The sequence below is a fragment of the Microcoleus sp. PH2017_34_RAT_O_A genome (genome assembly GCF_020737885.1).
Classification (GTDB): Bacteria; Cyanobacteriota; Cyanobacteriia; order Cyanobacteriales; family Microcoleaceae; genus Microcoleus.
This window is the reverse complement of sequence record NZ_JAEQDD010000070.1, coordinates 12256-37770: the sequence shown is the minus strand read 5'-3', so window position 1 is coordinate 37770 and position 25515 is coordinate 12256. Positions and strand designations below refer to the sequence as shown.

Below are 25515 nucleotides of genomic sequence, written 5' to 3'. Positions count from 1 at the left end.
GACAAGGGTATGGCTTTTCTAATTTTGATAATTTTAGAAATCGCGTATTAGCTTGTTTCTTGCATTAGATAAAATTATCACCATAAGTTCTGGAGAGCCGCCCGATCGACAGCGACCAGACCCAATAATATAAGAATCTTTGATTTTCTAACAAACGAGATGTGTTTCCGGTAGAGAACAATATGCTTACTAGGGTTTACAACTTGTGCAGCTTTACTTTTAATCCGCAAGCACAATAAGTCTGACTCGACTGCGGTTTGGCTTGACTGCGCGATCGGCAGTTTCGCCACTATTCCAAGTTGTGTTCGGTTAATTTCGGCCGCGCCTGGGAATTTAGACCGGAGACACCATGTCTATATCCTTGAACTTTGCTTGTGACGCTCCTACATCAATTGCAAGCAATATGTTGTAGGCATCTGAGTCCTGTTAAGGATATCTAGATCTTCCTTCGAGATACTCCAAAATGTTTCTCTCTACGGCGTTTTATAGTGAGGAACACGTCCAGCCCCACTGTCTTTCCAATATATCAAGGATTGTTTGTTCAGGCTGTGAAGATTTCCCTGTCCTACGGAATCGGTCAACCTTCCATTTTTCACAAACCTGGCTTTCATCCCACCCCAAATTAAAAATTATCGAGAGGGGGTTCCCGCTGAACGGGCTAAATATAGCGACCTCCTGTTTCTTTCTGTCCCGGTGTCTATTGTTAAGTTAGCACGAGCTTTGGGAGGAGTAAAGCACAATTTGTAAAACTTGATAGGTCTTTACATTACTAAGTATAATGATATAAATATCCACATAGATGTAAGTTCTATTGCAATACGCTTGGGCTAAGCCCGATCCCCCCTAGCCCCCCTTAAAAAGGGGGGGACAAGAGTTTTCTCAAAGTCAACCCCTACTCTCCTTTTTAAGGGGGATGCGAGGGGATCTCCGGGCAATAAACACTATTAACTGAAGCGTATTGAGTTCTATTGCTGCTACATCTTTACATACTTAACAGTTTTTGTCATGTCTATTACTCCTAAGTCTCTCGGCGGTAGTCAAATCCGCCAAACATTCCTCGACTTTTACGCCCAGCGGGGACACAAAATCCTGCCGAGTGCTTCTTTGGTGCCCGAAGATCCGACTGTGTTGCTAACGATCGCCGGAATGCTACAATTTAAGCCGATATTTCTCGGACAGCGCACCGCAGAATCACCGCGCGCTACCACTTCACAAAAGTGCATCCGCACCAACGATATCGAAAACGTCGGCCGTACCGCCCGCCACCACACGTTTTTTGAGATGTTGGGCAATTTCAGTTTTGGGGATTATTTCAAGAAACAGGCTATTGCTTGGGCGTGGGAACTTTCCACGGAAGTTTTCGGTTTGTCACCGTCCAATTTAGTTGTTAGCGTTTTCCGAGAAGATGACGAAGCTTTTGCAATTTGGCGCGATGAAATTGGCATTCCGGGCGATCGCATTCAACGCATGGGAGAAGCTGACAATTTCTGGCAATCCGGCCCCACAGGCCCTTGCGGCCCGTGTTCCGAGATTTATTACGATTTCCACCCAGAAAGAGGCGACAATATTGACCTCGAAGATGATAGCAGGTTTATCGAATTTTATAACCTGGTTTTCATGCAGTACAATAAGGATGCAGAGGGCCATTTAACACCGCTGCAAAATCAAAATATTGATACTGGGATGGGATTGGAACGGATGGCGCAAATCCTCCAGAAAGTCCCGAACAATTACGAAACAGATTTGATTTTTCCGATCGTCCAATCGGCGGCGGAAATTGCCGGAATTGATTACCACAATAGCGATGAAAATGTCAAGGTTTCGCTGAAAGTAATTGGCGATCACATTCGGGCTGTGGTGCACATGATTGCAGACGAAATTCGCGCGTCAAATGTCGGCCGCGGTTACATTTTGCGGCGGTTGATTCGGCGGGTGGTGCGCCACGGGCGGCTGATTGGGATTCAGGGTGAGTTTACGGTGCGGGTGGCTGAAAGTGCGATCGAGCTTTCGGAAGCTGCTTATCCAAATGTGCGATCGCGCGAGGCTCAAATTAAGGCGGAATTGGCAAGGGAAGAGGCGCAGTTTCTCAAGACTTTGGAACGGGGAGAGAAGCTGCTTGAGGAAATTGTCGATCGTACAAAACAGCAAGCAAACCCACAAATTAGCGGACAAGATGCCTTCACGCTTTACGATACCTACGGTTTCCCCTTAGAATTGACTCAAGAAATTGCTGAGGAACAGGGAATTACTGTTGACTTGGATGGTTTTGAAGTCGCGATGAAGGAACAGCAAACTCGCGCAAAAGAAGCTCATCAAACCATTGATTTAACAGTGCAAGGTTCCTTGGATAAGTTAGCTGAGACTATCCAGAAAACTGAGTTTCTCGGTTATACTGAATTATCGAGTTTAGCTGAAATCAAAGTTATCTTGGTTGACGGCCAAGCTGTGGAATCAGCAGAGGCGGGAACCGAAGTACAAGTTGTGTTGAACCAAACCCCGTTTTATGCAGAATCCGGCGGACAACTTGGGGATAAAGGTTATTTGCAAAGCGGAGAAAATGGTCAGAGTTTGTTAGTAAGAATTGATGATGTGAAGAAGGAGTCGGATTTCTTCGTGCATTTCGGCTTTGTGGAACGGGGAATCCTGAAAGTTGGCGATAGTTTGACTGCGAAAATTGACAATAGTGGCCGCCGCCGAATTCAAGCCAACCACACAGCAACTCACTTATTACAGTCAGCTTTGCGAAAAATTGTAGACGATTCAATTTCCCAAGCTGGTTCCCTGGTATCGACAGACAGATTGCGGTTTGACTTCAATTCTCCGCGCGCTGTCACAGCAGAAGAGTTGCAGAAAATTGAGGATCGAGTTAATAGTTGGATTGCGGAGGCGCACGCTGCGGAAGTTGCCGAAATGCCGATCGCCCAAGCCAGAGAAAAAGGCGCCACAGCCATGTTTGGCGAGAAGTACGGCGACGTGGTGCGGGTTATCGATTTTCCGGGCGTTTCGATGGAATTGTGCGGCGGGACTCACGTCAGCAATACGGCTGAAATCGGGCTGTTTAAGATAGTCTCCGAGGCGGGGGTTGCGGCTGGTACTCGCCGGATTGAGGCGGTTTCGGGCCAGGCTGTGTTGGATTATTTGAACGTGCGTGACAGGGTTGTGCGCGATTTGGGCGATCGATTTAAGGCGAAACCCGAAGAGTTACCCAACCGGATTACTAATTTGCAGAATGAGTTGAAGGATACTCAGAAACAGTTGGCTGCTGTGAAGTCGGAATTGGCGATCGTAAAATCTGACCAATTGCTAGCACAAGCTGAGTCCATTGGCGAGTTCAAAATCATTGTAGCCCAATTGGGAGATGTCGATACAGAAGCGCTGAAAACCGCCGCCGAAAGATTGCAGCAAAAATTAGGAAATGCGGCGGTTATTTTGGCATCAATTCCTGAACCAGACAAAGTAAGTCTAGTTGCAGCTTTTAGTCCAGAAGTTAATAAGAAAGGATTGCAAGCTGGCAAGTTTATTGGGGGAATTGCTCAAATTTGTGGCGGCAAAGGCGGCGGGCGGCCTAACTTGGCCCAGGCTGGGGGACGTGATGCTAGTAAGTTGCAGGAAGCCTTGGAAAGTGCCCGCAATCTGTTAGTTGAAGGGTTGGGTTAGTCTGGGGTTTGTGTGGGAGAGTAAAACTCTTTTTATCTCTCGTTTGTAGCGGAGGCTAGATCCCCCTAAATCCCCCTTAAGAAGGGGGACTTTGATCGGAATCTTGTCCCCCCCTTCTTTAAGGGGGGCTAGGGGGGATCTGGCCTCGGCGGTAAACAAAAGTCTATCCCAGAACACAGAAACCCACCCAGAAACCGGGTTTTTCTCCCAAATACTCACCAAAAACCCTAAATCTCCATAAAAACCCGGTTTCTTGAACCCCAGAAACCACCCAAAAAACCCTTGCATCCCCCCGCAAACAATGTAAAGTATCCCAAACATGGGTATTCCAATGAAAAGCAAAAAACAAACCTATTTCGACCTGATCGAATCCCTGCTCAACTCCCCCAACCAGGAAGCACAAATCGGCATCCTGAAAGCCAAGAAAAAACTAATCGATGATGATTTTGCGGATTTTTTGCGTAAGTGGGCAACTAAAATTCTAGCGGAAAATAATTTTCGCCACGCTAGAGATATTATTATTAATATTTTAAACTTCAGTAACTTGATTCAAGATTTTCCACTGGGTAGCACAAGCAGCAATATGGAAATTGCCATTGCAGGATATGAGGTGGGACTGAATTTTTTTAATCGATATGATGATCCCGAAAAATGGGGAGTTCTTCAAAATAGTTTAGGAACTGCTTACACGGGCAGAATCAAAGGAGAAAGGCAGGATAATCTAGAAAAGGCGATCGCATTTTATCAAGCTGCTAGTCAAGTTCATATCCGTTCTGCTTTCCCGGAACAATGGGCGATGATTCAAAATAATTTTGGAGAAGCTTACCGTAATAGAATCAAAGGAGAACGGGGTGAGAATATCGAAAAGGCGATTGCCTTTTATCAAGCAGCTAGTGAAGTTTACGCCCGCCCTGCTTTCCCGCAAAATTGGGCGCTGACTCAAAATAATTTGGCTGCTGCTTACTTAGTCAGAATCAAAGGAGAACGGGGTGAGAATATCGAAAAGGCGATCGCACTTTCTGAAGCAGCTAGTGAAATTTACACCCGCCCTGCTTTCCCGCAACAATGGGCAATGACTCAAAATAATTTGGCAATTGCTTACAAAGATAGAATAAAAGGAGAAAGGCAGGATAATCTAGAAAAGGCGATCGCATTTTATCAAGCAGCTTTACAAGTCTACACCCGCCCTACTTTCCCGCAAAATTGGGCGATGACTCAAAATAATTTGGCAAATGTTTACAAAGATAGAATCAAAGGAGAACGGGGTGAGAATATTGAAAAGGCGATCGCACTTTCTGAAGCAGCTAGTGAAGTTCTTACTCGCCCTGTTTTCCCCGAACAATGGGCGATGACTCAAAATAATTTGGCTGCTGCTTACAGTGACCGAATCAAAGGTGAACGGGGTGAGAATATCGAAAGGGCGATCGCATTTTATCAAGCAGCTAGTGAAGTTTACACCCGCCATGCTTTCCCGGAACAATGGGCAGGTACTCAACATAATTTAGCAAATGCTTACTATAGAAGAATCAAAGGTGAACGGGGTGAGAATATCGAAAGGGCGATCGCATTTTCTGAAGCAGCTTTACAAGTTCGCACCCGCGATGCTTTTCCTCAAGATTGGGCTCAGACTCAAAATAATTTGGCAACTGCTTACAGTGACCGAATCAAAGGAGAACGGGGTGAGAATATCGAAAAGGCGATCGCACTTTATCAAGCAGCTAGTGAAGTTTATACCCGCCATGCTTTCCCAGAACAATGGGCGATGACTCAACATAATTTGGCAATTGCTTACTATAGGAGAATCAATGGTGAAGAGGGTGAGAATATCGAAAAGGCGATCGTATTTTTTCAAGCAGCTAGTGAAGTTTACACCCGCCCTGCTTTCCCGGAACTATGGGCAGGTACTCAACATAATTTGGCAAATGCTTACAGTGACCGAATCAAAGGAGACCGGGCCGAAAATATCGAAAAGGCGATCGCACTTTATGAAGCAGCTTTACAAGTTTGTACTCCCACCGCTTTGCCAATTGACTGTCTGCAAACAGCCGGAAACTTAGGCAATTTAGGATTTACAGAAAGCTTGTGGGAAACCGCCATCTTCGGCTACGAAAAAGCCATCGAAGCAGTCGAACAAAGTCGCGAGTGGATTCCCTCCGAAAACCGCAAACGCGAAATCATCGCCGAAAATCTCAACGTCTACGAAAAAATGATCCAATCCTGCATCAACCACCAACAATATCACAAAGCCATTCAAACAATCGAACGCAGCAAATCCCGCTACCTAGTCGAACTCTTCACCAACAGCGAAATCTATCCCAAAACAGCCACCCAAACCGAAAAACAGCAACTCCAAAACCTGCGCCGCCAAATCGCCTCCCTCCAACAATCCCCTCAACAACAACAAGATAATTTGGCAACAGCATTACAGCAACTAGAACAATACCTAGAAATCTTCAAACAGCGAGAACCAGAATTCAAACTAACTCAAAAAATCCAACCCATAGACATCCCCGAATTCCAGAAAACATTAGACACCGAAACCGCGATCGTAGAATGGTACATTGGTAATTCTAACTCCGATAATAGCTGGGGAGGTGTCGCATTCATCATCACCCACAACAACATAGAATTAATCACATATACCACAACCGAATTAGCCGAATTAGAAACCTGGAAAAACGACTATCTCAACGAATACCGCGACAAAGCCAAACAAAAAATCTGGCAACAAACCTTATCCGCAAAACTGTACAAACTCTCCGAAATCTTGCGCGTCAACGAGATAGTCGCCACAATTCCCAATCATTGCCGTCAACTAATCCTAATCCCCCACCGCTACCTGCACCTATTCCCCCTCCACGCCCTACCATTCACCTTAGAGGGCGGGCACGGGGGCACCGCCCCTACGAAATACCTCCTAGACTGCTTCCCCGACGGCGTGAAATATGCCCCCAGTTTGCAACTATTAGAACTCGTACAAAACCGCATCAAAACCCGCACATCTCCCGCCCCCGAACTTCAGCCATTATTTGCGATTCAGAATCCCACCGAAGATTTATCGAACGCCGATATGGAAGTACAAATCATCAAACAAAGATTCGACACCCATGATATCTTAATCAAACAACAAGCTACCAAAATCGCTTTCAACGAAAACCTCAAAAACCTCTCCAATGCTAGCTATATCCACTTTTCATGTCACGGAGTCTTTAACTTTGACTATCCGCTGCTGTCCCTTCTCGCCCTAGCCGATTCCATCGAGGAAAATAACGAGACAGATGCAGAAAGCCGCTATGTGACAATGCGAAGCGGGCGAAAAGCCATCCCCGAAAAATGCCTAACCTTGCGAGAAATATTTGCCGATTTAGAGTTAAGTAAGTGCAATCTCGTGACACTCTCCGCCTGCGAAACTGGGTTAACCAGTTCAACAGAAATGACTGATGAGTACATTGGTTTACCCAGCGGCTTCTTGTATGCTGGGAGTATGAATGTTGTGAGCACATTGTGGTCAGTCGATGATTTTGCGACGGCGATTTTAATGATAAAATTTTATCAGGAATTGCTACCGAAAGTTTCAGTCGCAGTCGCTTTGAACGCCGCCCAAAACTGGATGCGCGCCGTCACCAAGGAGGATTTTGGAGTTTGGGTGAAATCCTTAAATTTAGATAAAAAATCTGGGCAAAGTGTGGAACTGTGGTTAGTATCATCGCTAGAGGAACGGCCTTTTAGTCATCCCAAGTATTGGGCGGCATTCTGTGCTACTGGATATTAGGAAACAGGTTTTTCGATATCTGCGATGGGTGGGGGCGGGTTTATGAATTCTGGGATGGGATGATATAAATTTCGGCGAACCCGCCCCTACAAATTTGGGTATTCTTGATGTATGATTGTCTTACCCAATTCCGTAGGGGCGGGTTCACCAACCATCTTTGATTCCGACCAAAAAATCACAAAAACCCGCCCCCACCCAACCAACCAACCCTGACATTTTATTAACGGAGAATTGTTTTATGGAACCCGAAAAAGTTATCATTGTCTTCTTCAAATGGTTGCGCGAAAATCCGAATATTTTCATGCCCACAGCATGGCAAGATTTACCGAAACTAGATACAGAAATAGCAGAATCAGCCGATGATGAATTATTTCCCATTGCTATGACTATCAGCAAGTGGTGTGCCCATCATGGATTGGGAGATACATTAAGAGATTGTACGCGGAAAGAAATCGAGGATGCCGGTGAACCCACTGCAACCACACAGCAAATGTTAACCAATACTACTCAAGTTCTGCGTCAAGACATTGAAGAAACTTATAAAAAACTTCAACAACTAGATGCACAGAAATTAGATAAAGACAATGACTCAAAATAGTAAAATCTATGCCCCCAATGTCTATCTATTTGCCTATCACCTCTGCAAACCCTCAGAAACAGAGTCGAGTTCTCCTGTAGAATTAACCAAACTGTGGGAAAAGTGCAACGAGATATTGCAAACTAAATTAGCAGTCGGTAAAGCATTCAACGGCAGCTATTTACCCAAAAAAGATGAACCTCTCGGATGGCGAGTTGAACTAATTAACAAACAAGTTGTCGGCGGCCGAAATTCTCTCGCTTTTGCTAAGGATATTTCCTTTGACAACCAGCAAATAAATCTCAAAGGTTTCGCCCAACCGCTGCGGATTGATGACAGCTATGCTTTGGGTTTGCAAATTCGCGTCCCCGAAAAAGTTAACAATATTAAAACGCCCGCTGTCGATGTTACCATCTTCAAAGAATTTAATCCCGAAAACTGCTTGCTGCCCGATTTTGTGCAAAGCTATTTCGGTCAAACTTTGCTGCTTACAGCTTGGCTGAGTGTCGAACAAAACCAGGCCGCGCGGGAAGATTCGCAGTTTCTAAAAGGTTTAGCCCAACAGTGTCTAGAAAAGTTAATTTCCGGTGACAATCTGCCGAATTTTTACCGTCAAGGCGAGTTATTCGGTAGCCCAATTTTAGAATACGGCGATGCGAATCGCCAAGATACTGACTGCCACATTATAGTCTGGTTTTTCAACAGTTCTGCAACTGAGGAAATCTGGGATGAGACGCGGTACAGCGATTTTGTCGAGTTATTTTTGTACCGCAATAAGATTCTCCGCGCCTATCGCGATACCCGCAAACTTTACCGGGTGATTAGCGAGGAATACAAACAAATTGAACTCAATATCGATGCGACTTTTAATTATTTGCGGCAAGACGAAGCCCAGCAGCAGCAATTGAAAGGTGCGGGTTTAAAGGAAGAGGAATTAGAACGTCTCGAACGTCAGACAATCGAGATGCCGCCGCGCGCTGTCAAGTATGCCCGGTTGCTGATGCAGTTGGAATTTAGACAAAATACGATCGCAATTAACGCCAAAAACTACCAAGATAAATTATATCAAATAAGTCTTGACTTAAAATCCCGGAAGAAATACAATGAAAGTGACTGTGATTTAAGCTTTCTCGAATTATTCAGCAAAGAAACCTCGCCGCAGTTTCAAGCACAAATCAAAGGTGACTTAGGCTACTTCAGCCACGGCACCGGCTTGCTAGACAAAGCAATGGAAGCAATTCGAGGAGTTGTCGCCATTGAAGAAGCTTATCGCGATGCAAAATTAGAAGTCACGATTCAAGCTGTCGGCTTTGGTTTGGGAGTCGCCGGGGTAGTCGCTGGGAGTTCTCCTTATTTGATTAAACAAGACCCGCCGAATCAGGTAATTGCTTTGCCTTTCCTGAAGGTGGGAATTAATTCTTTTGTGTTGGTATTGTTGATTAGTATCGGCGCGGGAGTTGTGGTTTGGTCTTTGGTGATGTTGGGCGCAAATTTCAAGAATATTCGGGCTAAATTTAAATAAACCCGGCGGTTGAAACCGCGTCTACACAGACGAAACCCGCCTCCGCGGGTTGAAGATTTTACCTCTTCGTCCACGGAGGTGGACATCGTTTGTGTAGCCGCGATTTCCAATCGCCGTGAATTCTAATCGCCTTTAAAGTAATTTAATATTGAGGAACAGACGAATCTACTTCTTGACTCCAAGCAGTAATCCCGCCCTTAACATTAATCCCCTCAATTCCAGCTTCCTTCAAGATGCCCAAGGCCTTCGCAGAACGACCGCCCATTTTGCAATGTGCAATCAAGCGATGTCCGTTCAACAATTCCTTGACCTTCGCAACACCTGCGCCGTGTTCGATATCCGGTAATGGAACCAAAACTGACCCAGGAATTTGAGCAATTTGATACTCGTTAGGATTGCGAACATCTAACAAGACAAAATCCTTGGCGCCGCTGTCGATTAACTTTTTAAGTTCGGTGACAGTCATCTCAGGAATTTTCTGTTGTTCTGCTTCCTCGGCTTTAGCTTGAGGAATGCCGCAGAATTGTTCGTAATCGATTAACTTGTCAATTACCGGACGTATTGGATTCGGTCGCAATTTCAACTGACGGAATGTCATATCTAAGGCGTTGTACAGCAACAATCTGCCGCTCAAAGTTGTACCTTGACCTAAGATGATTTTGATAGCTTCCGTGGCTTGAATGCAGCCAATTACCCCAGGTAAAACGCCTAAAACGCCGCCTTCTGCACAGGAAGGAACCATTCCAGGAGGCGGGGGTTCTGGGTACAAATCGCGGTAATTCGGGCCGCCTTCGTAGTTGAAAACTGTTGCTTGTCCTTCAAATCGGAAGATGGAACCGTAGACGTTGGGCTTGTTCAAAAGCACGGAAACGTCGTTCATTAAATAGCGAGTCGGAAAGTTGTCCGTACCATCGATAATGATATCGTAGGGAGTGGCAATGGCGATCGCATTTTCGGAACTAACGCGAGTCTCGTACAAATCAACTTGACAAAAAGGATTGATTTCTAAAATCCGATTTTTCGCCGAATCAATCTTCGGCTTCCCAACCCAAGAAGTGCCGTGAATTACTTGGCGCTGCAAATTGGAATGGTCTACAACATCAAAGTCTACAATCCCAATGCGGCCAACACCTGCGGCTGCTAAATACAGCAGCAGCGGCGAACCGAGTCCTCCCGTACCGACGCAGAGCACGCTGGCTGCTTTGAGACGCTTCTGCCCTTCCAATCCAACTTCTGGCAGGATGAGGTGGCGAGAGTAGCGTTCGTATTCTTGTTTGTTGAGCTGGATCTCGTCCAGATTAGGATTTAGCATGATATTCTGTTATACGCCGATTTTGAATTACATCCTATCTGAATCTTTCGCATTTTTACGTGTTTGTTATGTTTAGTAATTATTTCTTAATCTGAGTCGGTTCGATCGCGATAATTTCCTCTGCTTGAAAGTTGCCCTCTGCGTCAAGACTCCAACTGCGGAGGTCTTCTGAACTGCCTTGTCGCACGGATACGATGATGTAAGAGTATTTGGCCCATGCCATTTTGCGATCGCACTCCGAGGGCGCTGCCGGACAATCCGGGTGAGAATGATATATGCCGATAATATCAAGAGTGCGATCGCGCCCGTGTTTCATCGCCCGCAACATATCTTCAGGCTTAATAGCATATCTGCGTCTTTCTGTCAATCCTGTTTGTTCGGGCCAATTCTCCTGGGCTTCTGCACTCCAAGCATTGTCAGCCGGCCAAACTTCTACTAAAGTTTTAATATCGTCAGTGATTGTACCTAACAATAAACCGCAGCATTCTTCTGGATAAGCGCTTTCGCCGTGGCTGCGGATTGATAATATTTGTTCGGGGGAAAGTGCGATATTTTGCATTTTCTTGTAGGCTTTTTTAAACGAACCGCGAAGGTGCGAAGGACGCGAAGGAAGAGAGGAGAAGGGAAGGGAATTTTTTATATATAACTAATGTTAAATATGCCCGGTTTCTCTTCATAAATCTTGAGTTTATTAACGAAGAATCTCTGAAGAAACCGGGTTGATAATGCCGTGCGTAAGTGCTGGGCTATCTAGCCCTCAATTGCTATCAAGTAGGAGTTTGCTGCAATTCGGGCCGTTCATCTGCGACGATCGCATTTTCGACTGGACACACCTGCAAACAAATGCCGCAGTCTATGCAGGTATCGAAATCAATCCAAAACCAATCAGTACCTTTGACATTTTTGCCAGGGCCGGGATGAATGCAAGCAACTGGACAAGCGCCGACGCAATCAGCAACTCCTTCGCAGATATTTGTAACGATAGTGTGCGCCATGTTTCTATTTTAGATTTTAGATTTTAGATTTGGGATTTTGGATTAGACATTATATCATGTCTTTCTAACTAGAGCAGTACAATTGGTTCGTAGTGAGGACTTTAGTCCTCTAGTTTTTTGCGGACTGAAGTCCTCACGATCAAACTGGTTTGTAGTGAGGACTTTAGTCCTCTGGTTTTTTGCGGACTGAAGTCCTCACTACGAACCTGGTTAGAATTTGATTCTTTTGGTTTTTTGCGGACTGAAGTCCTCACTACGAACCGTTTTTATTGCTGGTAATTTGTTGGACACGATTTTAGGAATTACGTTTCAAACAAATCCTAGTTTACCTTTTCAATTGTTGGGACGCCTTCGGCATTTACCCAAGCAATTTGAGCGATTCTGCGATCGCGCGCGTAGTCCCTGGCTTCCTCTTCTGTCTCCCGACTCTCCAAATCTATCTCCACCCGCACTAGGGGAGTAGACTCTCGGAGTTGGCGGGCATAATCAAAGGCCGCCGCCGCTGCTTCCGGTGTTTGAGGCACTACCAACCATTCGCTAGCTGCTGTTTCTGTGGGCAATTGACCCTCTGTCAACAAAACTTGGTGCAAATCTTCAATATTCAGACAAAACCCGATGCCGGGGGAATTTTGCCCTTGGGGGTCGAACAGTCCTAGCAGTTGGTCGTACCGTCCGCCTTGTCCTAATACTCGCTGTCCGCTTTTGCTGCTGCTGACAACTTCAAACACTATTCCAGTGTAATAGTCAAAGGTTTGAATTAAACTCAAATCGAGGTGGATGTGAGATTTCAGATTGGGGATTTTTGCTTGACATTTTTCCAGCAGTTCGATCGCACTTTTGAGTTCATTTAATGCTGCTTGCTGCGGCACATCTAAATCCAGCTTCGCCACAATCTCCAATACCTCTTCTGGCTTGCCGCGCAAGTCAAACAACAGCAGAGCTCTTTCTCGCAATTCGTCCGACAGCGGCAAAGTTTCCAAAGCTATGCGATCGAGATTGGCGATCGCGCCGCGCACTTTTTGGCGCACGTTTGGCCCAAACGGTTCTAGCAAAGTTGCAGTTAAGCCCGCTTCTCCCAGCACCAAATGCCAGTCATCAATTTCTAAGTTTTGCAAGCACTCAGACAGCAGCAGCAGCACTTCCGCATCCGCAACGCTCCCGCCCGCGCCCAGCAGTTCTACCCCCGCTTGATAGAACTCCTGTTGCCCGCCTGAACCCGTATCCGGGCCTTTGCGGAAGACATTGGCGTTGTAGTAGAGGCGCTGGGGCTGCCAATTTGTCCCGGACATCCGCATTGCAGCCGCGCGGGCGATGGATGCTGTCAATTCTGGCCGCAAGCCGAGTTCTCCATCTTCAGCGTCTTGGAGTTGAATTAAGGTCGATCGGTCGATCGCGCCCCCAGCCATCAACGTCTCCAGCCTCTCTAGAGTAGAAGTAATAATCCGGTGATAGCCCCAGCGGTGAAACACCTGCTGCAAGCGCCGTTCGATCGCAATTTTTTGAGCAACGTCAAGGGGCAATAAATCTCTTGCACCCGATGGGGGTTGGTGAACCATATCAATTTTAGATTTTAGACCTTAGATTCTATACCAATTTCACAAAAGAATGCCACTTCAGGCAAGTTCCCAACTCTCACCAGTCAATTATTCCCCATTCTTTAATTGAAAATCGTATTTGATTGGACTTAGAAGCTTGCCTTTAAGACACCTTGTTAAAGTCGAACGCCGCCACCCTAACATTCGACTTTAACAAATTAAAGTATCAACAATACGCTTGGGATCGGAAGACCGGGCGCTTGAAACCGCCGTATTATCTTTTCAACGATGATTCAAAACAGACAACTGAACAACTGACAACTGACAACTGACAACTTATCATTTTTTCTTCCCGCCAAACAAACTTGCAAAAAATCCCGGTTTCCCCTCACTTTTTTTATCCTTTGCGGAAGCTTGTTCCAGCTTTTTCTTAACCTCCAAAGCCGTCGGTTCTTCAGGATTTGATGCCAAAGCTTTTTGCACCTCAAGTTTTGCCATTGTGGCTTGATTTTGTTGAAAGTAACACATTGCTAACAAACCGTGAGCTTTGCTGTGTTTCGGTTCGCGCTTCAGGGCTTCTTTCAACTCCAAAGTTGCTTTGGCATAATTTTTGCTGTCCATGAATCCTTGGGCTCGGATGCAAGATTGATCGGCCAGCGAGTCTTTGAATGCTGGGACTCTGGGTGGCGGTGCGGCGGCAGGAGTTGCAGTCGCAGGAGTTGCGGCGGGAGTTGCTGCTGCTGGGGTTGCTGTTGCAGTTTGGTTTGTGGCTTTTGGGGGTGAACCGGCAGAAACCACACCGCCAAGGCGCTCTTTTCGCAGCAGGTAAACCATGTTCAGTTCGCTAATTTGATCGATCGCATCTTGGGTTTCTTGAACCGACTCGTACTGCTTGAGAGCGAGTTTGCCAACTGCTGTTTTATAAGCTTCTTCCAAATCTTTAGCGGTAGCTAACTCTTTGGCTGCTGCGCTTTCGACTTGCATTTTTGCTTGTTCTTTAGCAACGCGCTTGGCGATAGCTGCTAATAGCAGGTTGTATTCTTTGCGATCGCTTTCCTTAGAGAATTTGTTGTAGGCGGGATTGACCACTTTTGACAAAAATTGGTTGGCCCACTCTTTATCCGCTTGGTCTTCAAAAGAGCAAGTATCCGAATGCAAGCGGCGGGCGATTTTCATGTAGCGCTTGCGGATGTCGTTAAACTCTGCGTCTAGGGGAATTCCCAAAATTGCGTGCTGATCTGTAAAGTCGTACTTGAACAGCCCTTTTGTCATTTCAAAAGACATAACTTTTACTCTCGCTTTCCTGACTTTTGACTATTCTTTAATGTAGCTTGACTTCAGGGGTTGTGACCCCCGTACTATCCCTGAGTCCTTGCTGTCGAAGCGCTACCTCCAGGAAGATAAGGGCGGAACTGAAAGCAATGCACCGCTGAGTTCGGCGTGTATTTTGCCGTTTGTCGCCAAAACCCGACCCGAGCTCATCTCAAAGGCACCGCCGTCATAGGCTGTAACTTGACCTCCGGCTTCAGAAACGATGAGTACACCGGCTGCTACATCCCAAGGGGAGAGTCCCCGTTCCCAGTATCCGTCCAATCGCCCGCAGGCTGTATGTGCGAGGTCTAGGGCTGCGGAACCGCTGCGCCGCACGCCTTGGGTGAGGTGGGTGAGGTGACAGAATTCGGCATAGTTATTGTCTGCTGTTTCGCGCCGATCGTATGCAAAGCCAGTCACTAGCAAGCTGGTTCTCAATTCTAAACTTTGCGAAACTGCGATCGGCTTACGGTTGCAAGTTGCGCCCAATCCTTTACCAGCTCGAAACAATTCGTTATGTAAAGGGTCGTAAATTACGCCAATTTGTGGTATGCCGTCGATTAAAAGTCCGATCGACACAGCGTAAAAAGGATATTGGTGAGCGTAATTAGTTGTACCGTCCAAAGGGTCGATCGCCCACAGGTATTTGCTAGTTGCATCCCCTAATTTGCCCGATTCTTCAGCGAGGATGGCGTGTTCGGGTACGAAGCGACCCAGAATTTCTAAGATGACGGCTTCAGAGGCTTTGTCGGCTTCTGTGACTAAATCGCCCGATCGGCCTTTTTCTTGAACATTTTCTAATTTGCCGCAGAAAGATTGCAGTACGGAACCAGCGGCGAGGGCTGCTTCGGTGGCTATTTCTAAGTAGTTTTGGAGTTGATTGTCTATCATTGGGAATTGGGAATTGGGAATTGGGAATTGGGAATTGCGAATTGGGAATTGCGAATTGGGAATTGCGAATTGCGAATTGGGAATTGCGAATTGGGAATTGCGAATTGGGAATTGGGAATTGGGAATTGCGAATTGCGAATTGCGAATTGCGAATTGCGAATTGCGAATTGGGAATTGCGAATTGCGAATTGCGAATTGGGAATGGGCAAAACAGGGAATTGGTAATTGCTTCCAATGATTGCCAACGAGAGCATCTCACTTTTGCAAAAAAGCAATTTATTGACAGTGCGAGCGTCCCCGCTCGCGTATTGTACAATACGCGAGCGGGGACGCTCGCACTATAAAATCAAAACAGAGATGCTCCCCTGTCAACTGTCAACTGTCAACTGTCAACTGTCAACTGCCAACTGCCAACTGTCAACTGTCAACTGCCAACTGTCAACTGCCAACTGCCAACTGTCAACTGACTATTTCTGATTTTGTTGTCGGAATTCTGCGGGAGTTTGGCGCAAAGCTCGTTCTGGATTCCACAGGCCTTTACCCATGACTCTCGCCCATTCTTGAGCGTTGGCGAGTCGCTGTTGATATTTGGTATTGCGCGATCGCACCGAGGCCAAAACATAACCTTCTTTGACTAGCAGTTCGTTGAGCAAAATTTTATCTTGCCACAAATAGGCTAATTTGCGATCGAACTGGTCTTTCTGTTCGATGTCCGATTCTAGCAATACCTCTTTCCCCCCAATTAGCTGTTCTAATCTTTGTTTCGCTGCTTCTCCCCAAGGCTGCTGTTTTAAATCGGGTGCATCAATCCCAATCAGCCTGATTTGCTCTAATAAGGCAATTTTGTCGGCTGTACTGATAACTTCGATTGTTTGGCCGCTGATAGCCCTTTCTACTTTGGCGATCGTACCTTGGGGCATTTCTGGTTTTTCGCAGCTAGCTAACAACACGCAAAGGGCGATCGCAAATAACCGATAAAGCAGCATTGGGAATAGGGAATGGGGAATGGGGCATTGGGAATTGGGAATTGGGAATGGGGAATTGGGAATTGGGAAGCTATTTTGCATTTAAATTGTGTATCAAAAATCAATTAAACTCTTTTGTGGGGTGGGCTTCTAGCCCGCCCCCAACAAGCAATTCAAAGGCGCAACAGCTTACCAAATTTGCTCTCATTCTTCATCCAACGGCAAACCGACTTTCACTTTACCCTTACCGAAATAGCGGCCGAATTGCAATTCGTACACTTCATCTTCGTCTTGCGTCTCTACCTCAATATTGGAACGCGGATAGCAGACGCACAGCAGCGCATAACCCTCTTTTTGCAGTTCCACAGAAAGTCCCATTGCTTCAGGCTGGTGCAGTTGTCCCGACTTGACGCGCACCGCACAGGCTGTACAAGCGCCGTTACGGCACGAAAACGGCAATTCCACGCCTTGATTTTCAGCACTTTGCAGGATGTACCTGTCTTCGGGTACTCGCACAGTGTGGCGATCGCCCGTTTGTCTGTTATGAATTTTAATTGTGTAGGAGCGAGTCATCAAAATTATGGGTAGAAACCCCGTCCTAAAAGGACGGCTTTGCGTTTTTGAATTTACTATCGCCTTGGGATTGGTTGACTTGGTGTACTTTTGTATTGCACTTTGGGCGGGACAATTACCGCTTCAAATTTTCCAATCCTGTACGCATAGTAATTCGCTCAATTGAGCCTCCCTTTCGGGGTAATGTTAGCTTCGCCAATGTTTTTAGAGCTTGTTCGGCTAGTGGCACTGTTTCAGTGACCTTAAAACTGTTTAACCACTAGCGACAGAGCAAGAGACTAGCTTCGCATCTCGAGGTGTCGTGGCTCAAAAAACGTAGTCAGTTAAGACTTAGGCTGGTCAGAACGGCTTGTTTGATTTCTCTTCCAAGCCTCATGCCGTCGCGGCTGAGGTTCCTAACAGGGATTTTAGATTTTAGATTTTAGATTGGACTTGGGGGACAAAATCCTTGATATGAATGCGTTTGAGACATAGGATAGGATAATTTTACTCGCCCGTTTGACACCCTACCCACATTAAACAACAAATTTATGCCGTTACCCCTTCCCAAATCAGATTTGTTCTGCTAAGATAGTTTAGCTGTGGCTGAATGAATTCATTTAGCCCTGGAGAGGTGGCCGAGCGGTTGAAGGCGCACGCCTGGAAAGTGTGTTTAGGGCAACTTAACGAGGGTTCGAATCCCTCCCTCTCCGTTACACAAGCTGTTCAGGCAAAAAAAACAGCTTGCAAAAAATCTCTTGTATGAGATAAATATTTCAATTCGATCGCCCCTGAGTTTTTTTGATAAAAGCCTGGGGCGATTGCTTTTATATTTCTGAGTGTAAATCAGAATCTATTTGAGTATTTTAGGTGCAAGCTACAAGCCCTCCCCGCCAGCAAGTTAAGTATTTGTGGAACGGGCTTCTAGCCCGTTGCTAACTAAAATCAAGTATTTGTGGAACGGGCTTCTAGCCCGTTGCTAACTAAAATAAAATAGCTGTGGAACGGGCTTCTAGCCCGTTGCTATAGCCCTTCTCAGATAGATGAGGTATGACTGACAGCTTATATAACCACTAAACGTATTGGGCCCAAGCCCAACTACATACCTCATCTTTTTGAGAAAGGCTATAACTAAAATAAAATAGCTGTGGAACTGGCTTCTAGCCCGGTGCTAAAATTAGTGCAAAATATCAGTGCGATCGAACTTAGCACCGCTGAGATTTGCCCCTGTAAACGAAGTACCCTCAGCATTTGCAATCTCTCGAACAATAGCAGAGAAAGAGACAAAGGAAAACCAAAAATACAGCAGCGGCAGCAAGGCGAAACACGTACCCAAAAACAGTTTCTGAGTGCTCAGAAAAGCGCTAGCCGTTGCAGAAAACAAAAAAGCTCCTCCGTAAGTTGCAACACTTCGGGCAGCTACGATCGCAATTTTAGCAAATTGATGCCGCATCCGGGAACTCACAAAAAACATTAACACACCGCCGATCGCCATTCCAGCAAGAGCAGCCTGAGAATTATTCTTAGTTGCAGTCCCAGCATAGAAAAATCCCAACAAAGCCCCTGATAGAATAGCAGAAATTGTTCCCGCCAATCTACCCACTTTTGACGTTGGTGGCTGTGTGCGGGCGATCGCCCCAGCGATACCAGCAGCGCCCAAAACCCCGTACAGCAACAGCACAAAAGGCCAACTGCGAGAACCCGGTACCTGTCCTTGGGTTCCCAAAATCAGTCTAGTCAGAACATCGCCCACAATCACACAAATCGCGATCGCCCCAGCACTCAAAACAGCAAACTGTCGCCCCGAAAGCCCGATTTTGGCACCAATAAAATTCGCCCCTTCCAACTGAGCATTTCTGAAATTGCAGCCACGAACATCCGCACCCCCGAAATCAGCACCGTTAAGAACTTGTCCCCGGAACGATCGATTACACAAAACTTGATTGCTAAAATTATTGACATCCGAATAATTCATACTTCCCTACTCTTCCCTCTCTTAGGAATGAGAATTAAATAACTTACAATTGGATGGTTCGTGGGATGGGCGTCCCGTCCCGGAAAGACGGGCGGGACGCCCATCCCACTTTCAAGAGTGTAAATTATTTAATTTGCGATCCTTATCTTCCTTCGCATCCTTTGCGTCTTCGCGGTTCGTTAAAAAATCTCCGTCACAAAATGAAACTAACCAATCCGCTCAAAATCAAACAAATCTCTCATATTATCGGTTTCGGAATCTTGCTCGCACCAATACTAATCTATAACATTCCCTACTTTTCGCGTCCAGCACAAACAAACGAAGTGCGATCGCTATTTCAAGGAATCGCCTACCGACGGGAATTTCGCTCAAATCCGCGTCCCGCCATCATTCACACTGTTAGCATCGACCTCAAAGCGCCAGGAATTGGAATTTTTGTCACACCCGGAACCGCCACACCCGATTTAACCGAAACCAACGCCCGCATCGCTACTGAATTCCTCAAAGAATTTAAATTGCAATTAGCAGTCAACGCCAATTTCTTTTATCCCTGCGTTGAGGAAGCACCTTGGAATTATTATCCCCGCAGTGGCGATCGAGTAAATAACGTCGGACACGCCATTTCCAAAGGCCAAGCTTACTCTCAACCAGAATCACACTTTCCCGCCCTTTGTTTTGACACCAACAACCGCGCCCAAATAATCGAAAACGGCACTTGTCCTCAGGGAACAGCCTATGGAGTTGCGGGAGATACTGTACTGGTGAAAAATGGCAAAGCCCTAGCACAAAGCCCGGAAAAAAGCAAGGATGATAAACCTTATCCGCGAACAGTTGTGGCGATCGATAAAACAGGCGAAAAATTGTGGTTCATTCTCGCAGACGGCAAGCAGAGGATGTACAGTGAAGGGCTGAAGTTGAGCGAAATAACAGAGATTTCGATGCAGTTAGGAGCCGATACAGTCCTAAATTTGGATGGCGGCGGATCGGTAACTTTGGCAGTAGCATCGCCCTCAGGAGCAAAACTGTTGAATGCTCCGATTCAGAACAAAATTCCCATGCAGCAGCGTCCAATTTCCAATCATTTAGGGTTTTACGCGCGGGAAAATTAGGGTTGCAAACAGCCGCGCAGGAACTTGGTAGCATCAACAGATGTTGGTTCGGATGAGTGAAATTGTTACAAATCTTCATCGGCGAGATAACGGCCTGCATCGTCAGCAGCCTGAATGAGTTAGATTTCGGCGCGAGAGTGCGAATTTTCCCAGGCTGCTAAGCTGACTATTCGGGCTTTCGGGATTAATTCTTTGGCTTTTTCGCTTAATTGTAGAGTCATACACAAATGGGTAGTCGCTAATGACAGAAAGATGGCTGATTAGAATTGTACGATAATTGCGATCGGCATCACTGCCAATCAACATAAATCTGGACTAGCTTAATTGAATATTGTTTAAATTTTGACTTTAATGCAAAAATTACTAGGACAGCGACAACAAAAAAAGACACCCAAGAGCAAGTTTCAATTTGTGCAGGATAAAAATATACTCATAGCATCATTAATAATTCCTGCGATACACTTCGGTCTTTGCAAAATATACCTATTAATCTCATCCGAGAATGGAACAGTAGCAATTTGGCCGTCAGCAGGTCTTTTTTTGGCAGCTTTCCTCCTGCTGGATTGGCGGATTTTACCTGTTCTATTTATCAGCGATTTGATGGTAAAATATATGATGTTTTTCCCACAAGACTTGCTGGTAAGTAGTTTAACTGCTTTTGGGAATATCGTCGATCTGCTAGTAGCAAGTTTTCTAATTAATCGCTTCGTAAAATACCGAAATTTACTAGATAGATCCCAGGATGTTTTCAGATTTTTTGTGCTGCAATTACCCAGCCCTATCGTCAACAGCACTCTCGCGGCTACCGTACTGTGCGTGCAAGGCATGAGCCCCTGGAGTGCTTACCCAGAAGTTTGGCGGAGTTGGTTTACCTCAATCATTGCTGGTACGCTGATTGTGACGCCAGCAATTTTGACCTGGGCTCAGCAACCCAGGCAGTCCGAAAAACTCCGGCCTCCGCAGATTGCAGAATTTGGACTTTTGCTACTGTTGCTGGTTGTCATCAGCAAAATCGCCTTTTGGCAACAGTATCCCCTCGAATACATGATGATTCCGCTGCTGATTTGGTCGGCATTTCGATTCACATCGCGGGAATCGACTTTGCTGGTGGTGATTGTTTCGGCGATCGCAGTTTTTGGAACATCCCACGGTTTGGGTTCCTTTGTCAGATCTTCCCTCAACGAATCGCTGTTTCTGCTGCAATCTTTTATCGGTGTTGTAGCCGTTACCACCTTTGTTTTATCTGCGGTAATTAACGAAAATAAACAAGCAGCAGCCAAGCTCAAAAAACTGAATAATGAGTTAGAACAGCGAGTAGAAGAACGCACAGCTCAACTACAAGAAGCCAAAGAAGTGGCTGACGCGGCCAACCAATCGAAAAGCGACTTTCTCGCCAATATGAGCCACGAACTCCGCACTCCCCTCAACGGGATTTTGGGCTACGCTCAAATCATGAACCGTTCCCAATCTTGGGGAGAAAAAGAGCGTAATGGCGTGAACATTATTTACCAGTGTGGCTCCCATCTTTTGACACTGATTAATGATATTCTCGATCTCTCCAAAATTGAAGCAGGCAAATTAGATTTGCATCCGAAAGTTTTTCATTTTCCCTCTTTCTTGCAAAGCATTGTTGAGATTGTTCGCATCCGCACCGAACAAAAACAAATTGATTTGATTTATCTCCCAGATGCTGAACTTCCCCAAGGCATAGAAGCCGATGAAAAACGCTTGCGTCAGGTGTTAATTAATTTACTGGGAAATGCCGTCAAATTTACAGATAAAGGCAGCGTAACTTTCAAGATAGAAGTAATAAAACCCGAGTTTTTATCACCTGCGGAATCTGCAATCGAAAATCCCAAATCCCAAATTCAACATCGACTGATTCGCTTCCAAATAGAAGATACAGGCGTCGGCATGACTCCCGATTCTCTGTCAAAAATATTTACACCTTTTGAGCAAGTAGGAGATAGCAACCGCAAAACAGAAGGCACCGGACTCGGACTGGCAATTAGCACCGAGATTGTCAATTTAATGAACAGTAAAATTGAAGTTTATAGTGATTTTGGCAGCGGCAGCACCTTCGCTTTTACTGTCAATTTTCCCTTAGCTGCTGACTGGGCAAATGCAGCCGCAGCCGCTACTGGGAAGAAGATTGTGGGCTATCATGGAACTCAGAAAACAATTCTGATCGTCGATGACAACTGGCAGAACCGTTCCGTGATTGTTTGCCTCCTGGAACCAATTGGTTTTGCAGTAGTCGAAGCTGAAAATGGCGAGGATGGCTTAGCAAAAGCAGCTCAAATAAAACCGGATTTAATCATCGCTGATTTGTGGATGCCTGTGATGGACGGCTTTGAAATGCTGCGGCTGTTGCGGAGTTCAGAAGCATTAAAAAACGTGCCTGCTGTCGTCTCGTCTGCTTCTGTCTATGAAATGGACATCCAAAAAAGTTTGGATGCTGGGGGCGATGATTTTCTGCCGAAGCCGGTGCAAATTGAGGAATTATTTTCGATCGTGCAAAAGCATTTGCAAATTGAATGGAAGTATCAGGAGACAGCCTCAATTGAATCTGCTGGCGAACAATTAGCACCAAAACCTATATTTAATTCACCTCAGGCAACTTTAGCCATGACAATTCCTGCACCGGAAGAATTAGCTTTGTTGCTGAAATTAGCCCAGCAGGGTCGCTTGAAAAAACTTACTGAAGAAGTTAAGCGCATCGAACAACTCGACAAGAGTTATACTCAATTTATGCAGCCAATTCTGCAATTGGCAAAGAGCTTTCAATCGGACAAAATTGAAGATTTTCTCAACCAGCATATCAACTAACAGGAGAAAATATTTATGTCAGAAGCTGAGTTAATTTTAGTGGTAGATGATACGCCCGCCAATCTGGATGTCATCTCCGAGGCGTTGACGGATGCGGGTTATGAAGTTGCGATCGCGATTGACGGCGAACGAGCTCTCAAGCAAGTTCAGTATACGCTGCCGAGTTTAATTTTACTGGATGTGATGATGCCGGGAATTAACGGGTTTGAAACCTGCCGCCGCCTCAAAGCATCCGAGGCTACCAAGGACATTCCTGTGATGTTTATGACGGCTTTGTCGGATACAGCAGATAAGATTAAAGGATTTCAACTCGGTGCGGTTGATTATATCACTAAACCTTTTGAAGAAATGGAGGTATTGGCGCGTGTCAACACTCACATAAAACTTCGCAATCTCAATAAAGAATTAGAACAGCGAGTAGCCGATCGCACGGCGGAACTAACTGCTGCTTTGATACAAGTTAAGCAATCGCAGCTTCAGTTAATTCAGAGCGAAAAAATGTCGGCTTTGGGCAATTTAGTCGCTGGTGTCGCTCACGAAATCAACAATCCAGTGGGTTTTATTTATGGCAATATCAAGGAGTTAAATTTGGCGATCAAAGATATCTTTCGCCACTTGCGGCTTTATCAGCAAGAATGTCCAAATCCGGGTAAAGATATTGAAATCCACGCCGCAGATATTGATTTAGAATATGTGTTGAAAGATACAGCAAAGATGTTATCGTCAATGGAAGTGGGATGCGATCGCCTTCGCAACATCAGCACTTCCCTGCGAACCTTCTCCCGCGCCGATACGGCTGTGAAAGTCTCGGCTAACATCTGCGATGGGATTGACAGCACGCTGATGATTTTGCAGCACCGCCTGAAAGCTCAAGATACTCGTCCCGAAATTCAAGTTATCAAAAAATATGGAGAGATTCCCCCGATAAAATGCTATTTGGGACAACTAAATCAGGTATTTATGAATGTGATTTCAAATGCGATCGATGCTGTGAATGAGTGCAGTTACGGACGCAATTTTGCGGAAATTGCAGTGGCTTGTAATACAATTATTATTACTACAGAATTAACTCAAGACAGAGAAAGAGTGGTAATAAAAATTAAAGATAATGGTAAGGGTATTTCAGATGATGTAAAATCACACATTTTTGACCATTTGTTCACTACAAAATTAGTCGGGGAAGGGACGGGGTTGGGTTTGTCGATTAGTCGCCAGATAGTGGAAGAAATACACGGCGGTAGTTTGACTTGCTCTTCGGTGTTGGGTGAGGGGGCTCAATTTGCGATCGCACTGCCGATCGATTAATGCGATAATTTTAGAACGATCCCCCGCAGCCATTTGATTGTTCTTGATGTGCAGCCTGCTTTGTAAAACTTACTCAAACTTAACTAAATCGGTCGATCGCACAATTTTTACAAGCTCATCAACCGTACCTCTCTTGGGGTGGCGATTTGACCGAGGAAGCCCAGCAGTTTTTCCCGCGTCGGCGTTGCTGTGGAGTCGCCCTTAGGAAACAACGGAAGTTGTGAAGACTGGCGTTTTCGTAACCTTGAAAGACTATCTGGCTGCTGAGTTGGATTTGGTCGATCGCGCCCAACCCGTGACAGGTAGCTCAAATTTAGATAGTATTTTACAAGCTCAACTGTGCTATCTGCGGTATCGTGCCGAAAAAAAACCGGGCCGGGGAATGTTGAAGCGGTTCTGCGGCGAGGAATCGACTAAGCGAGTATATTCACGAATTTTTGTTAGATTGGGAACAGAAGCTGCCACAATTGGTATGTAACAAAAATTGATTTTAATAGAAACTTCAGCCACTATACTAATAAGTGTAGGTTGGCATGAGGAAAATGCCAATGGTCAAAAAAAATCGCAATGTAGTTAGTTCAAATCCAGAAAGCAAAGTCAAAGTCGGACTTTCGCTGACTCCTTCTAGTGCCGATCGATTGAACGCGATCGCTCGAAAGCTGGGAATATCAAGGTCAGAACTCCTAGAACGCTTGGCAAAAGGCGCTCTGGATATTTCTAAAGACAAGAGTCAAGTTAGTGTCACTTGGAAAAAAGGTGAAGAAACTGCGGTCGATACCGCTGAGTTGGAAGGGGAAACAGCCGAAGAAAGCGACATTAATGACGCTATAACGGCAGAAACCCTATTGGACTCGGTAAGCGTACAGTCAAATCCCCTGGAAGCAAGTTACGAATCTTTACAGCAGCAGTTGAGCGAAGGCGAAAGTGCGATCGCCGAATTGCAGCAGCAATTAGCTGACAAGCAAAATCTCGAAGGTCAATTGCAGGAAACTGTATCGAAGTCAAGTTACGAATCTTTACAGCAGCAGTTGAGCGAACGCGAAAGTGCGATCGCCGAATTGCAGCAGCAATTAGCTGACAAGCAAACTCTCGAAGCTCAATTGCAGGAAACTGTATCGAAGTCAAGTTACGAATCTTTGCAGCATCAATTGGGCGAAAAAGAACATTGGGCTAACGAATTGCAGCAGCAACTAGCCTCCAAGTCGAGC

19 protein-coding genes and 1 tRNA gene are annotated in these 25515 nt (G+C 45.6%); 11 read left to right on the top strand and 9 right to left on the bottom strand.

What is annotated here, in order from left to right; translation table 11 throughout:
* The first annotated feature begins 1005 nt into the window (after nucleotides 1-1005).
* The 4 genes from alaS to JGK11_RS21815 all read left to right on the top strand — a co-directional run bounded on the left by alaS (nucleotide 1006) and on the right by JGK11_RS21815 (nucleotide 9528).
* Nucleotides 1006-3657, top strand: a complete 2652-nt coding sequence (alaS, locus tag JGK11_RS21830) for an alanine--tRNA ligase (RefSeq protein ID WP_293212844.1) — start codon at nucleotides 1006-1008, stop codon at nucleotides 3655-3657.
* A 331-nt stretch (nucleotides 3658-3988) separates the two neighbouring features.
* Nucleotides 3989-7429, top strand: a complete 3441-nt coding sequence (locus JGK11_RS21825) for a CHAT domain-containing protein (RefSeq protein ID WP_293212842.1) — start codon at nucleotides 3989-3991, stop codon at nucleotides 7427-7429.
* A gap of 157 nt (nucleotides 7430-7586) precedes the next feature.
* Nucleotides 7587-8027 carry a hypothetical protein gene (locus JGK11_RS21820; protein ID WP_293212840.1) on the top strand — a complete coding sequence of 147 codons (441 nt, stop codon included), beginning with the start codon at nucleotides 7587-7589 and terminating at the stop codon, nucleotides 8025-8027.
* Nucleotides 8014-9528, top strand: coding sequence for a hypothetical protein (locus JGK11_RS21815; RefSeq protein ID WP_293212838.1), 1515 nt, complete (start codon nucleotides 8014-8016; stop codon nucleotides 9526-9528). The genes JGK11_RS21820 and JGK11_RS21815 overlap by 14 nt, the downstream gene beginning before the upstream one ends.
* A 142-nt stretch (nucleotides 9529-9670) precedes the next feature.
* On the opposite strand, the gene moeB is transcribed toward JGK11_RS21815, so the two are convergent.
* The 6 genes from moeB to JGK11_RS21785 all read right to left on the bottom strand — a co-directional run bounded on the left by moeB (nucleotide 9671) and on the right by JGK11_RS21785 (nucleotide 15572).
* Complete coding sequence (gene moeB, locus JGK11_RS21810; RefSeq protein ID WP_293191584.1) at nucleotides 9671-10840, bottom strand: molybdopterin-synthase adenylyltransferase MoeB; 1170 nt, start codon at nucleotides 10838-10840, stop codon at nucleotides 9671-9673.
* Between the two features lie 79 nt (nucleotides 10841-10919).
* Nucleotides 10920-11399, bottom strand: coding sequence for a M67 family metallopeptidase (locus tag JGK11_RS21805; RefSeq protein WP_293212836.1), 480 nt, complete (start codon nucleotides 11397-11399; stop codon nucleotides 10920-10922).
* Nucleotides 11400-11607: 208 nt separating this feature from the next.
* Nucleotides 11608-11835 (bottom strand): ferredoxin family protein, encoded by a 228-nt coding sequence (locus tag JGK11_RS21800; RefSeq protein WP_293130872.1) that lies wholly within the window; start codon nucleotides 11833-11835, stop codon nucleotides 11608-11610.
* Nucleotides 11836-12155: 320 nt separating this feature from the next.
* Entirely contained in the window at nucleotides 12156-13391 is a 1236-nt protein-coding gene (locus JGK11_RS21795) for an ATP phosphoribosyltransferase regulatory subunit (RefSeq protein ID WP_293212834.1), read from the bottom strand.
* A gap of 318 nt (nucleotides 13392-13709) precedes the next feature.
* Nucleotides 13710-14654: a tetratricopeptide repeat protein gene (locus tag JGK11_RS21790; RefSeq protein WP_293198631.1), complete on the bottom strand. Its 945-nt coding sequence runs from the start codon at nucleotides 14652-14654 to the stop codon at nucleotides 13710-13712.
* Nucleotides 14655-14756: 102 nt separating this feature from the next.
* Nucleotides 14757-15572 (bottom strand): inositol monophosphatase family protein, encoded by an 816-nt coding sequence (locus JGK11_RS21785; RefSeq protein WP_293212832.1) that lies wholly within the window; start codon nucleotides 15570-15572, stop codon nucleotides 14757-14759.
* Between JGK11_RS21785 and JGK11_RS21780 the strand changes: the two genes are divergently transcribed.
* Nucleotides 15558-15797, top strand: a complete 240-nt coding sequence (locus tag JGK11_RS21780) for a hypothetical protein (protein ID WP_293212830.1) — start codon at nucleotides 15558-15560, stop codon at nucleotides 15795-15797. The two genes, JGK11_RS21785 and JGK11_RS21780, sit on opposite strands and share 15 nt — an antisense overlap.
* A gap of 242 nt (nucleotides 15798-16039) precedes the next feature.
* On the opposite strand, the gene JGK11_RS21775 is transcribed toward JGK11_RS21780, so the two are convergent.
* Together JGK11_RS21775 and JGK11_RS21770 are read right to left on the bottom strand one after the other, a co-directional pair.
* The gene (locus JGK11_RS21775) at nucleotides 16040-16639 is read right to left on the bottom strand and encodes a thermonuclease family protein (RefSeq protein ID WP_363319172.1); all 600 of its coding nucleotides are present in this window, start codon (nucleotides 16637-16639) and stop codon (nucleotides 16040-16042) included.
* A gap of 102 nt (nucleotides 16640-16741) precedes the next feature.
* Entirely contained in the window at nucleotides 16742-17110 is a 369-nt protein-coding gene (locus tag JGK11_RS21770) for a 2Fe-2S iron-sulfur cluster-binding protein (RefSeq protein ID WP_293155842.1), read from the bottom strand.
* Nucleotides 17111-17717: 607 nt separating this feature from the next.
* On the opposite strand from JGK11_RS21770, the gene JGK11_RS21765 reads away from it, so the two are divergent.
* Nucleotides 17718-17802 (top strand) — tRNA-Ser (locus tag JGK11_RS21765).
* Nucleotides 17803-18266: 464 nt separating this feature from the next.
* On the opposite strand, the gene JGK11_RS21760 is transcribed toward JGK11_RS21765, so the two are convergent.
* Nucleotides 18267-19064, bottom strand: a complete 798-nt coding sequence (locus JGK11_RS21760) for a pentapeptide repeat-containing protein (protein WP_293185884.1) — start codon at nucleotides 19062-19064, stop codon at nucleotides 18267-18269.
* Nucleotides 19065-19264: 200 nt separating this feature from the next.
* On the opposite strand from JGK11_RS21760, the gene JGK11_RS21755 reads away from it, so the two are divergent.
* The 5 genes from JGK11_RS21755 to JGK11_RS21735 all read left to right on the top strand — a co-directional run.
* On the top strand, nucleotides 19265-20173 hold the full coding sequence (locus tag JGK11_RS21755; protein ID WP_293185883.1) for a phosphodiester glycosidase family protein: 909 nt from the start codon (nucleotides 19265-19267) through the stop codon (nucleotides 20171-20173).
* A 351-nt stretch (nucleotides 20174-20524) separates the two neighbouring features.
* Nucleotides 20525-23002, top strand: a complete 2478-nt coding sequence (locus JGK11_RS21750; protein ID WP_293198629.1) for an MASE1 domain-containing protein — start codon at nucleotides 20525-20527, stop codon at nucleotides 23000-23002.
* A 15-nt stretch (nucleotides 23003-23017) separates the two neighbouring features.
* Complete coding sequence (locus JGK11_RS21745; protein ID WP_293185881.1) at nucleotides 23018-24307, top strand: response regulator; 1290 nt, start codon at nucleotides 23018-23020, stop codon at nucleotides 24305-24307.
* A gap of 220 nt (nucleotides 24308-24527) precedes the next feature.
* Nucleotides 24528-24785: a hypothetical protein gene (locus JGK11_RS21740; RefSeq protein WP_293212828.1), complete on the top strand. Its 258-nt coding sequence runs from the start codon at nucleotides 24528-24530 to the stop codon at nucleotides 24783-24785.
* A 70-nt stretch (nucleotides 24786-24855) separates the two neighbouring features.
* On the top strand, nucleotides 24856-25515 hold a 660-nt coding region (locus JGK11_RS21735), incomplete at its 3' end, for a ribbon-helix-helix protein, CopG family (RefSeq protein WP_293212826.1).